General features: G+C 29.4%; 13 protein-coding genes. 3 read left to right on the forward strand and 10 right to left on the reverse strand.

What is annotated here, in order from left to right; genetic code table 11:
- Window positions 1–3: 3 nt before the first annotated feature.
- Both BM119_RS04540 and BM119_RS04545 read right to left on the reverse strand, forming a co-directional pair.
- Complete coding sequence (locus BM119_RS04540) at window positions 4–747, reverse strand: class I SAM-dependent DNA methyltransferase (protein WP_090039287.1); 744 nt, start codon at window positions 745–747, stop codon at window positions 4–6.
- A 65-nt stretch (window positions 748–812) separates the two neighbouring features.
- Window positions 813–1,073 carry an alpha/beta-type small acid-soluble spore protein gene (locus BM119_RS04545; protein WP_090039289.1) on the reverse strand — a complete coding sequence of 87 codons (261 nt, stop codon included), beginning with the start codon at window positions 1,071–1,073 and terminating at the stop codon, window positions 813–815.
- Window positions 1,074–1,204: 131 nt separating this feature from the next.
- Here BM119_RS04545 and dapA point away from each other — a divergent pair, with 131 nt between their 5' ends.
- Complete coding sequence (gene dapA / locus BM119_RS04550) at window positions 1,205–2,083, forward strand: 4-hydroxy-tetrahydrodipicolinate synthase (RefSeq protein WP_090039290.1); 879 nt, start codon at window positions 1,205–1,207, stop codon at window positions 2,081–2,083.
- 13 nt (window positions 2,084–2,096) lie between these two features.
- Entirely contained in the window at window positions 2,097–2,858 is a 762-nt protein-coding gene (gene dapB, locus BM119_RS04555) for a 4-hydroxy-tetrahydrodipicolinate reductase (protein WP_090039291.1), read from the forward strand.
- Window positions 2,859–2,892: 34 nt separating this feature from the next.
- Here dapB and purB read toward each other — a convergent pair whose 3' ends face one another.
- Complete coding sequence (purB, locus tag BM119_RS04560) at window positions 2,893–4,323, reverse strand: adenylosuccinate lyase (protein ID WP_090039292.1); 1,431 nt, start codon at window positions 4,321–4,323, stop codon at window positions 2,893–2,895.
- A gap of 144 nt (window positions 4,324–4,467) precedes the next feature.
- On the opposite strand from purB, the gene BM119_RS04565 reads away from it, so the two are divergent.
- On the forward strand, window positions 4,468–4,686 hold the full coding sequence (locus BM119_RS04565) for a DUF378 domain-containing protein (protein ID WP_090039294.1): 219 nt from the start codon (window positions 4,468–4,470) through the stop codon (window positions 4,684–4,686).
- Window positions 4,687–4,744: 58 nt separating this feature from the next.
- Here BM119_RS04565 and BM119_RS04570 read toward each other — a convergent pair whose 3' ends face one another.
- The 7 genes from BM119_RS04570 to rimO form a co-directional block, all read right to left on the reverse strand.
- Window positions 4,745–5,005 (reverse strand): HPr family phosphocarrier protein, encoded by a 261-nt coding sequence (locus BM119_RS04570; RefSeq protein ID WP_090039295.1) that lies wholly within the window; start codon window positions 5,003–5,005, stop codon window positions 4,745–4,747.
- A 102-nt stretch (window positions 5,006–5,107) separates the two neighbouring features.
- Window positions 5,108–6,301 (reverse strand): pyridoxal phosphate-dependent aminotransferase, encoded by a 1,194-nt coding sequence (locus BM119_RS04575; RefSeq protein ID WP_090039297.1) that lies wholly within the window; start codon window positions 6,299–6,301, stop codon window positions 5,108–5,110.
- A gap of 517 nt (window positions 6,302–6,818) precedes the next feature.
- The gene (locus tag BM119_RS04580) at window positions 6,819–7,079 is read right to left on the reverse strand and encodes a stage V sporulation protein S (protein WP_090039299.1); all 261 of its coding nucleotides are present in this window, start codon (window positions 7,077–7,079) and stop codon (window positions 6,819–6,821) included.
- Window positions 7,080–7,252: 173 nt separating this feature from the next.
- Entirely contained in the window at window positions 7,253–8,800 is a 1,548-nt protein-coding gene (gene rny, locus BM119_RS04585) for a ribonuclease Y (RefSeq protein ID WP_090039302.1), read from the reverse strand.
- 259 nt (window positions 8,801–9,059) lie between these two features.
- Window positions 9,060–10,103, reverse strand: a complete 1,044-nt coding sequence (gene recA, locus BM119_RS04590) for a recombinase RecA (protein WP_090039303.1) — start codon at window positions 10,101–10,103, stop codon at window positions 9,060–9,062.
- Window positions 10,104–10,342: 239 nt separating this feature from the next.
- Entirely contained in the window at window positions 10,343–10,933 is a 591-nt protein-coding gene (pgsA, locus tag BM119_RS04595; RefSeq protein ID WP_090039305.1) for a CDP-diacylglycerol--glycerol-3-phosphate 3-phosphatidyltransferase, read from the reverse strand.
- Window positions 10,920–12,254: a 30S ribosomal protein S12 methylthiotransferase RimO gene (gene rimO, locus BM119_RS04600; RefSeq protein WP_090039307.1), complete on the reverse strand. Its 1,335-nt coding sequence runs from the start codon at window positions 12,252–12,254 to the stop codon at window positions 10,920–10,922. Before rimO ends, pgsA begins: the two co-directional genes overlap by 14 nt.
- Between the last annotated feature and the right edge of the window lie 2 nt (window positions 12,255–12,256).

A 12,256-nucleotide genomic window follows, 5' to 3' on the forward strand; every position in this document is an offset into this window, starting at 1 on the left:
CAACTAATCTACTTTTTTGACTACATAGGTTATCCTCTCAGTAGACTCTTTTATAGTATCTTTATTATAATTATCTAACTTGCTCACTATTTTAAATCCCGTACTAGTTAATAACTTTTCTAAATATTTTTCATTATATGCTCTTTCAAAATGTTGTTCATCAAATCGTTCATAACTTTCACCTTCTTTTATAAAGAAAGTTAGGTTCATTTCTAAAATGTCATCTTCAAAAATATTTTCCCATGTATAAAACACGTCTTCACTATTATATGTAAATATGTTATTACCTAGAACCTCACTTAATTTATAATAGGAATTTATATCAAATATAAATATTCCATCATCATTTAAATGATTATATACTGATAAAAAATAATTCTTAATATCATCATCCTCTATTAAATAATTGGTTGAATCTAAACAACATGTTATCAAATCAAATCTATTATTTAAAATAAGTTTACTCATATCTTGGCATATAACTTTTGCATTATTTTTTTGTTTTCTAAGTTTATCAGATGCAATCATAAGCATTTCTTCTGACAAATCTACTAAATAAGTGTTTTTAAAATGCTTACACACAATTTTAGATAGATTTCCAGTACCACAAGCTAAATCTAAATAATTATTAAACTTAATGTCATGTTCTTTACAACTTTCCATTATTTTATTATAAAAATCATTATAATTTATATCTTCATATATTAACTCATCATATATAGAAGATAATTTTGAATAACTTTCCATTTCCATCCCCCTATAGTGGATTTACACTCTCCATTTATATTATAAACTTTTTAAAGCATAGTCAACTATGATTTTCTTATTTTGCTTAAAATTTCTTCATTTTTAGGAAGATGCAGTGTTTTTTTCTTTTTAGTCATCATCCCGCCAATTCTGCCTGTCTCTTCAGCTGTAAGTCCGCCCCACCCTAGCTCATCTACTTTGTCCTTTAATCCTAATTCATCAGCTATTTCATATTTTAATTTTTCTCTCATAGACTCTTCTGGAGTTAGTTCCTTATTTGCCTTTATTTTAGCTTTTATAACCTTTTTCAATGGTGTTTTTCCCATATTTACTCTCCCCTTTTTATCTTTAATATCTATAGTATTTCCAAAAAATTATTTTTCATAAATTATATATATTTTTTCTTTTACACATTATATAATGTAAGTATCTAGAATTAATTATTGGAGGTATCTATATGACATTATTTAAGGGATCAGGTGTCGCAATAATAACACCTTTTAACCAAAAGGGTGTGGATTTTGAAAAACTAGGAGAATTAATAGAATGGCATATAAAAGAAGGTACTGATGCCATAATCGTTTGCGGTACAACTGGAGAAGCTTCTACCATGACCGAAGATGAGAAAAAAGAAACAATAAGATTTACAGTTAACAAAGTAAAGAAAAGAATACCTGTAATAGCGGGAACAGGCTGTAATAATACAGCAGTTTCTATATCCATGAGCAAATGGGCTGAATCTATTGATGTTGATGGATTATTATTAATAACACCTTACTATAATAAAACTAGTGAAAAGGGACTTATAGAACATTATAAAGCTATAGATAGTGAAGTTAACACTCCTATAATACTTTACAATGTACCTGGAAGAACTGGTATGAATATAAAACCATCAACTTTAGTAAAGCTTGCTGAATTAAAAAATGTTGTTGCTATAAAAGAGGCTTCAGGCGATATATCTCAAATTGCTAAAATGAAAAATTTATGTAAGGATAAAATAGATATATACTCTGGAAATGATGACCAAATCATTCCTATACTTTCACTTGGTGGTGCAGGTGTTATATCTGTTTTAGCAAATGTAAAACCAAAAGAAACTCATGAAATTTGCCAATTGTTTTTTGAAGGTAAAGTTAAAGAAGCTTTGAACCTTCAACTTTCATTGCTTTCCTTATGTGAAGCATTATTTGTTGAAACAAATCCTATACCTGTTAAAACAGCTTTAAACCTTATGGGACAAAAGGTTGGTCACTTAAGATTACCTTTATGCGAAATGGCACCCAACAATCTGGCATTTTTGAAACAAGAACTTAAGAATAATGATTTAATTTAAGGTGGATAACGATATGATTAATATTTTATTAAATGGATGTAATGGGAAAATGGGAAAAGTTGTTACTGAATGTACAAAATCTTTTAAAGATTTATCTATAGTGGCTGGAATAGATAAAAGTGGAGAATCTCTTAGCACTTATCCTGTATATACTTCTATAGATCAGTGCAATGAACAAATAGATGCTATAATAGATTTTTCAAGACCGGATGCTCTTAATGATTTAATGAGTTATTCAATAAAAAAAAATGCTCCTATAGTATTATGTAGCACCGGTTTTTCTGATGACCAGTTAAAATATATAGATGACTGCTCAAAGAAAATTGCTATATTTAAATCTGCTAATATGAGTATAGGTATAAATGTTTTAAATGCTCTACTAAAAAAAGCGTCTCCTTTTCTTTATGAGAATTTTGATATAGAAATAATTGAAAAACATCACAATCAAAAAATTGATGCTCCTAGTGGTACAGCTCTACTACTAGCTAATTCTATAAAAGATTCATTAAATTCTGAAACAGAATTTATATATGGAAGAGATAGCATAAAAAAGCGTGAAAAGAAGGAAATTGGAATTCATGCTATTAGAGGCGGAAATATAGTTGGAGATCATGAAGTTATTTTTGCAGGCTCTGGAGAAGTTTTAGAACTTACTCACAAAGCTATTTCAAGAGATGTTTTTGCTCATGGTGCATTAAAAGCCTCTCAATTTATAGTTGGAAAAGCTCCTAAATTATACAATATGGACGATATGATAAATCTTAATAATATTTAACAAAAAAGAACTGCATTTAGCAGTTCTTTTTTTATTAAACAGTTATCTCGACTTTTACTTCTAATGCTTCTTTATTGTTTTCAAGTATAGGATTAACATATTCATTTATAAATTCAATAACTTGACTTGGAGCTCTTCCAACAAATTCATTAGGATCTATTATTGATAATATTTCTTCCTTTGATAATTTGAAGCTCTTATCATTTATTATTCTATCTATTAAATCATTTTCTAATCCTTCACCCTTAACTCTTTGTGCAGCAGCCATTGAATGTATTCTTATACTTTCATGAAGCTCTTGTCTATCTCCACCTCTTTTTACAGATTCCATCATTATGTTTTCTGTAGCCATAAAAGGTAGTTCTCTAAGAACATGTGATTTTATAACCTTATCATACACAACCATATTTTCTGATATATTCATATAAAGGTTTAAAACTCCATCTAAAGCAAGGAATGCTTCTGCTACAGCGATTCTTTTATTTGCTGAATCATCCAATGTTCTTTCAAACCATTGTGTAGATGCTGTTATTGCTGGATTTAAAGCATCAACTATAACATATCTAGCTAAAGCTCCCATTCTTTCTGATCTCATAGGATTTCTTTTATATGCCATAGCTGAAGATCCTATTTGATTTTTTTCAAATGGTTCTTCAACTTCTTTCATACTTTGAAGAAGTCTTAAATCATTTGAAAATTTGTAAGCACTTTGAGCTATTTCAGATAAAGTGTTTAGTATTATTGAATCTAATTTTCTTGGATAAGTTTGACCTGTAACTCCATAGCTTTTTTCAAAACCCATTTTTTCCGCTACTTTTTTATCCAATTCTTTAACCTTTTCCTCGTTATCTTCAAAAAGATTCATGAAACTTGCTTGAGTTCCAGTAGTTCCTTTAACACCTCTTAATTTTAATGTGCTTATTAAGAAATCTATATTTTCTATATCCATAACTAAATCTTGAATCCAAAGAGTTGCTCTTTTTCCCACAGTTGTAAGCTGTGCTGGTTGAAAATGAGTAAATCCCAATGTAGCCATGTCTTTATATTTTAAAGCAAAATCACTTAGTAATTTTATCGTATTAACTATTTTTTTCTTTATTAAAAGTAAGGCATCTCTCATTACTATAACATCTGTATTATCACCTACATAACAAGATGTAGCACCTAAATGTATTATTCCTTTAGCATTAGGACACTGAAGACCATACGCATACACATGGCTCATAACATCATGTCTTACTTCCTTCTCCTTAGCTATTGCCTCTTCATAGTTTATATCTTCTATGTGGGCCTTAAGTTCATCTACTTGTTCTTTGGTGATATTAAGCCCTAATTCCATTTCGCCTTCTGCTAATGCTACCCATAGTTTTCTCCATGTAGTGAATTTCATATTATCTGAAAATATGTAACTCATTTCTTTAGATGCATATCTACTATTTAAAGGTGTGTTATATGTATTTCTCATTAAAAGCCTCCTACGCGAATATTATAATTTTATTTTTAATCTTTATTCGTATTATATCATAACATAAATAAAATATCAGGTATATTTTTAAAAGATTTTAATATAATTTATTAAAATGATTTTATCTTTATGGGAGGATGTAAAATGTACAAACTAAATGCATTAGACAAATTAGCCATGGTCTTAGTACTTATAGGAGCTCTTAATTGGGGGATTATAGGGCTACTTAATGTTGACCTTGTAGGTCTTTTATTTCACTCAATACCTACATTACAACGAGTAATATACATTTTAGTTGGTGTTGCTGCAATATACTTATTAATTTTAATGCTTAGAAGCAGACAAAAACTTCAAAAGAAATAATAAAAATCAAAGGCCACTTAAAAATAAGTGACCTTTGATTTTTATTTAAATAATTATATTACTCTTCTAATGAAGCTATTAACTTAACTATTTCTTCAACAGCTAAAGTTTCGTCATCTCCTGAAGCAGTAACTGTTACGTTTGCATCTTTAGTTACTCCTAAAGATAAAACACCTATTAAACTTTTTACGTTAGCTTTTTTCCCATTGAACTCTAAGCTTATATCTGACTTGAAAGCAGATGCTTTCTTTACTAGTAAAGTAGCTGGTCTAGCATGTAAACCAGTTGAATTTTTTACTATAACCTCTTTAGATACCATTACTTCCACCTCTTTAATGTTTAATTTTTATTAACTATTTAATTATAACATTTTTTTGACTTAATTCAACATTTTTTATCATAACTTAAACCTTTATTTAAATTATGATAATTTTTTTATAAAATTTTCTATTCTACTTAAACCTTCTTCAATGTTTTTTAGTGATGTAGCATAAGATAATCTAATGTACTCATCTAATCCAAATGCAATTCCCGGTATTACAGCTACTTTTTCTTCTTCTAAAAGCAAGGATGAAAAATCTACAGATCCTACTATATTCTTTCCATTAAAAGATTTACCTATTAAAGATTTTATATTTATCATAACATAAAATGCACCATCTGGTTTTATACAAGTAAGAGTTCCTATTTCCTCAACTCTCTTAACCATAAATTCTCTTCTCTTCTTAAATTCTAGTATCATTTCTTCTACTTTAGTCTTATCGCCATTTAATGCTTCTACAGATGCATATTGTGCTATAGAGTTAGGATTAGAAGTAGTATGGCTTTGTATATTAGACATAAGTTTTATTATTTTTTCATCTCCTGCTGCATAACCAATTCTCCATCCAGTCATGGCATATGCTTTAGATACTCCATTGATTACAATTGTTCGCTTGTATGAATCTTCATTTAGAGAAGCAATACTTATATGAGTATTGTTCCCATATATTAATTTTTCATATATTTCATCTGATATTATTATCAAATCATGTTTTTGTGCAAAATTAGCAATTTCTATTAATTCCTGCTTATTATATATTGTACCTGTTGGATTATTAGGACTATTAATTATAATTGCTTTAGTTTTTACAGTTAAAGCCTTTTCTAAGTCCTCAACTGTATATTTAAAATTATTTTCCTCTTTACAATTAACAAAAACAGGATTTCCATCGCTTAACTTTATAAGTTCAGGGTAACTTACCCAATAAGGTACAGGAACTAAAACCTCATCTCCTGGATTTAATATAGCTTTAAACACATTAGCCAAACATTGTTTTGCTCCTGTAGATACTATAATTTGATTTCTACCATAACTTAAATTATTATCATTTTTAAACTTAGTTATAATAGCATCTTTAAGCTCTATTATTCCTGATGCCGCAGTATATCTAGTCAAACCTTCTTGTATAGCTTTTATAGCCGCCTTTTGTATATTTTCTGGAGTGTTAAAATCAGGCTCCCCAGCACCAAATCCAATTACATCTATTCCATCAGCTTTCATTTGTTTTGCTTTAGCTGTTATTGCTAAAGTTAAAGATGGTGATATTTTTGTAGCTTTTTTTGATAATTCCATAATTCTCCCCCTATAACTAAAGGCTTTCACCTATTTATTTCATAAATATATAATGCTTCCTTTAAAATTGTATAATAATAATATATTGCATTAATTAATACACAACTATAGTATAAAATAAATTTTTTTTATTTTATACTATTATAACTATTATTCATAAAAATACAAGATAAAGTTCACACTTTTAATATAACATTTATCCTTTTTACTCTAAACCTTTAATATATTGTATCCACTAAACATTATTTCACATAATTAATTTATACATATTTTATTTGTATTTCTAAATTAAAATTTAGTTATTATTAGGCATCTGAAAAATAATTTGACACAGATTCCAAGTACATTTGGTATAAGACAAAGATTTAAAAGTCATTCATATTAGTGCTATGGGTGACTTTTGACCATGAAGTATTATGCCAAATAGACAAGAATAATGGTCTATTATTTTTTGAAGATGCCTTAACTTAGAAATACAAATAAAAAGACTTGATTTTAATCAAGCCTTTTTTATATCTTATCTTGGTTGAACTATTAACTTTATAGCTGTTCTTTCTTCACCATCTATTTCAACGTCAGCGAATGCAGGAACACAAACTATATCTTTTCCACTTGGAGCAACAAATCCCCTAGCTATAGCAACCGCTTTAACTGCTTGGTTGATAGCACCTGCTCCTATTGCTTGTATCTCAACTATATTTCTTTCTTTTAAAATTGCTGCCAAAGCCCCCGCCACTGAATTCGGATTTGATTTTGTTGAAACTTTTAATACTTCCATGTTTTTTACCCCCTACTTAATACAATTATAGTTTAATATTTAACTAAATATATATATTTTTTTTATTACTACTACATATATATATTCTACAAAGGTTTTCAAAATTCCTTTTATAAATTTCAACAAAAATAAAATACATTTTGCATAACAAAATGTATTTTATAAAATCTTATTTACTTTGCATAGTCAACAGCACGAGTTTCTCTTATGACATTAACTTTAATCTGTCCTGGATACTCTAATTCGTTTTCTATGTTTTTAACCATACTTCTAGCTAACTCTATAGCTCCAGCATCATCAACTTGATCAGGTTTAACCATTATTCTTACTTCTCTTCCAGCTTGTATTGCAAAACACTTGTCTACGCCTTCATAAGAAGTTGCAATTTCTTCAAGTTTCTCTAGACGCTTAATGTAAGCTTCTAAAGTTTCTCTTCTAGCTCCTGGTCTTGCTGCTGAAATAGCATCAGCCGCTTGAACTAACACTGCTTCCATAGAAATCATTTCCATATCACCATGATGAGCTCCTATAGCATTAACTATAACTGCAGATTCATGATATCTTTTTGCAATTTCTGATCCTATTATAGCATGTGGTCCTTCTACTTCATGATCTAATGCCTTTCCTATATCATGAAGTAATCCTGCTCTCTTAGCTGTAGCAACATCTAATCCTAATTCTGATGCCATAAGCCCTGCTAAGTATGAAACTTCCATTGAATGTTTTAATACGTTTTGACCGTAACTTGTTCTGTACTTTAGTCTTCCAAGAAGTTTTACAAGTTCTATATGTAGACCATGAACCCCTGTTTCAAAAGTGGCTTGCTCGCCTTCTTCTTTTATGTCATTTTCTACATCTTTCTTTGCTCTATCTACCATCTCTTCGATCCTAGCTGGATGTATTCTACCATCAACAATTAATCTTTCAAGAGCAATTCTAGCAACTTCTCTCCTTATAGGATCAAAGCTTGAAAGTATTACAGCCTCTGGAGTATCATCTATTATTAAATCAACTCCTGTTAAGGTTTCTAATGTTCTGATATTTCTACCTTCTCTACCTATAATTCTTCCCTTCATTTCGTCATTAGGAAGAGCTACAACATGAACTGTAGATTCAGATACATGATCAGCAGCACATCTTTGAATAGCATTTGTTATTACTTCTTTTGCTCTCTTATCTGCTTCTTCACGAGCTTTAGTCTCAACTTCTTTAATCATCATTGCTGCTTCATGTTTAATTTCTTTATTAACTTCATCTAGCAATATTTGTTTAGCTTCTTCAGAAGTTAATCCAGAAATTCTTTCTAATTCTTCTCTTTGTTTTGAATATAACTCTTTTACATTGTCTTCTAAAGCTTCAATATTTTTTAGCTTTTCACTAAGATTTTCTTCTTTCTTCTCTAAGACATCACCTTTTTTATCTAAGGATTCTTCTCTTTGAATAAGTCTTCTTTCCATTCTTTGAATTTCATTTCTACGTTCTCTTATTTCCTTATCGAAATCACTTCTAAGTCTATGGACCTCTTCTTTCGCCTCTAATATTGACTCTTTTTTTAATGCTTCTGATTGTTTTTTGGCTCCTTCTAAGATGGCCTTTGTTTCATTTTCTGCCTCTAATATCTTATTTTGAGATATCTTCATTTTCTTTTGCAGTTGAAGATATACAAATAATAGCACAATGATTGCTAATATTACAATAATTACTGGTATAATATACTTCACAATAACACCTCCTCCACTTTTAGGGAAACTATACCTTAGTTAAAGTCAAAGGAGAATAAAATTAATTTTACTCAATATTACAAACCAGTATTTGCATATATTTTATATTTATTTTATATTTATTTTATATTTATGTCAAGGTTTAAACCTATCAAACCCCAAAAACAAATAATATTTCTTTTAATTTTTAAATTTAAAGAAAACCTATTCATAATTCAAACAAAAATAGAACTAAGGACTTCTTAGTTCTATCTTTCAATTATTTCTTGCTATCTTTTTTCTCTTCTTTGGCTACAACCTCTTTAGCAACTGGGAGATTATGCTTTTCTCTTATTAATCTATCTATTTCTTTTGCAACCGTCGGATTGTCCTTTAGATATTGTTTAGCATTTTCTCTTCCTTGTCCTAATCTTATATCATTGTATGAGAACCAAGCTCCACTTTTTTGAACTATTTCTTCTTTTACACCAACATCAATTATATTTCCTTCTCTTGATATTCCTTCATTATACATTATATCAAATTCCGCTTGTTTAAAAGGAGGTGCTACTTTGTTTTTTATAACTTTGACTCTTGTTCTATTTCCTAAGAACTCATCACCTTGCTTTATTGAATCAATTCTTCTTACATCCATTCTAACTGATGAATAAAACTTTAGTGCTCTTCCTCCTGGAGTTGTTTCTGGATTTCCAAACATAACTCCAACTTTTTCTCTTAGTTGGTTTATAAATATAGCACAACTGTTAGATTTACTTATTGTTCCTGCTAATTTTCTTAGAGCTTGAGACATAAGCCTTGCTTGTAAGCCTACATGAGCATCTCCCATTTCTCCTTCTATCTCTGCTCTAGGAACTAGTGCTGCAACTGAGTCAACAACTATAACATCAACAGCTCCACTTCTAACTAATGCTTCTACTATTTCCAACGCTTGTTCTCCAGTATCTGGTTGAGATACTATTATGTTATCTATATCTACACCAAGTTTTTTTGCATAACTTGGATCAAGTGCATGCTCTGCATCTATAAATGCTGCTACTCCGCCATTTTTTTGTGCTTCAGCAATTATATGTAATGCTACTGTTGTCTTACCTGATGATTCTGGTCCGTATATTTCTATAATTCTTCCTGTAGGTACCCCGCCTATTCCTAATGCAATGTCTAGGTCTAAGCAGCCCGTTGAAATAGAATCTAATTTTAAAATACTATTTTCTCCAAGTTTCATAATAGAACCCTTACCAAATTGCTTTTCAATCTGACCCATAGCGGATTCTAAAGCCTTTAATTTATCTGTATCTACTGCCATTTGGCTACCACCTCTCCGAACGTTTGTTCTATCTCAATTATATACTAAGTGTATATTTTAGTCAATATAAAATAGTAATGATTTAAATACATATAAGCATGCATACATATGTATTTTAAAATACTATATAAGTGTATTGTTCTATTTGCAATTGCTATCAATAATATAAAAGTCCCTATTAATAGGAACTTTTATATTGTTTATATATTTAATTATATCCCTAAGTTTAATATTTAAACTTATTTATCTACTATAAGTGTTTCTTTATTTTTAACAAAATAGTCTATACCTGATATTAAAGTTATTACAACAGCAATATATAAGACAATTTCGGGAACCACGTCAAAGAAAGTACCTAAGAACATGTTATCTCCAATTGTTTGACTCCATCCATATGTAGTTATAATATTAACTTTAAATAGCAATAATATTATAGCTACTATTTGAATTACTGTTTTTAATTTGCCCCACCAACTTGCAGCTATAACTATTCCTTCTGATGCAGCTACAGTTCTAAGTCCACTAACTGCAAATTCACGTGCAATTATTATAACCGCAGCCCATCCTGGTATTATTTGAAATTCTACTAAGGATACAAGTGCCGCAGTAACTAATAATTTATCCGCCAATGGATCCATTATTTTGCCAAATGTTGTAACTTGATTCCTACTTCTAGCTATATATCCATCTAGCTTATCTGTTGATGCCGCTAATATAAATATTGCTGTAGCTATAAATGTTCCATATGGTATACCCTTTACAGCTATAAAAACTAAAAATACTGGGACTAAAAAAATTCTTAAAATTGTAAGTTTATTAGCTAAGTTCATCTTCAACAACCCCTATTAAATCATATTCTAAGGCTTTATTAACTTTAATCTTAACAAAATCTCCTTTGTTCATCTTAGTGGTCTTTTCAATATAAACTAATCCATCAATTTCTGGAGCCATACCTTTTGTTCTTCCAACATAGTACTGATCATTTTCTTTATCAACTAAAACCTCATATACCTTGTTAACTTTTTCTTTATTTAGGCATTTACACAAATCTTGTTGTATTATCATTAGCTCCCTTTGTCTTTTTTTCTTTATATTCTCTTCTACCTGATTTTCCATTGTTGAAGCAGGTGTTCCTTCTTCTTGTGAATAAGTAAAAACTCCTAAATTATCAAGTTTGTATTCTTTAACAAATTCTTTTAACTCGTTAAAATCCTCTTCTGTTTCCCCTGGAAAACCTACTATTAAAGAAGTTCTTAAAACCATGTCCGGCATTCTATTTCTTAGTTTTTTTATAGTATTTACTATTGTTTCTTTATTAGTTTTTCTAGCCATTCTTTTTAGTATATTATCACTTATATGCTGAATTGGTATGTCTAAATAGTTGCATACTTTGTCATTAGTCGCCATCTCTTCTATAAGTTCGTCATTTATTTCTTCTGGATAACAATATAATATTCTAACCCATTTTAACTTATCTATTTTACTTAATTCTTGTATTAATTTCACTAAGGATTTTTCACCATATAAATCTTCACCATATATAGTTGTATCCTGAGCAACTAGTATTAATTCTTCTACTCCATTTTCTGAAAGAGCTTTCGCTTCATTTACTATGTTTTCTAGTTTTCTACTTCTAAATTTACCTCTTATTTTAGGTATTATGCAATAAGTGCAGAAATTATTGCACCCTTCTGCTATTCTTATGTATGCACTATGTTTATCAGTTGTTATAACCCTTTTTCCTTCGTTTATACTTTCATTACTATACTCGCACTTAACTATTTTCTCCTTATCTACAAGGAATTTATCTATGTGCTTTATAAGGTCTGTATAGTCATTAACTCCTAAAAGTATATCTATTTCTGGCATAAGTTCTATAAGCTCTTTTCCATATCTCTGAGTTAAACACCCTGTAGCAACCAATATTTTGCAATTATGTTTTTTCTTATATTCTCCCATATCCATTATCGTATCTATTGATTCCTGTTTTGAACTCTCTATGAATCCACATGTGTTTACAATTAAAATATCTGCTTCCTCTGGATTGTTTGTGATTTCATAACTGTTTTCTAATTTAGCTAAAATTATTTCTGTATCTATCCTGTTCTTATCGCAACCTAAGCTTATAATTCCTACTTTGTACTTAGCCAATT

Source organism: Clostridium frigidicarnis, from assembly GCF_900111985.1.
Classification (GTDB): Bacteria; Bacillota; Clostridia; order Clostridiales; family Clostridiaceae; genus Clostridium_Z; species Clostridium_Z frigidicarnis.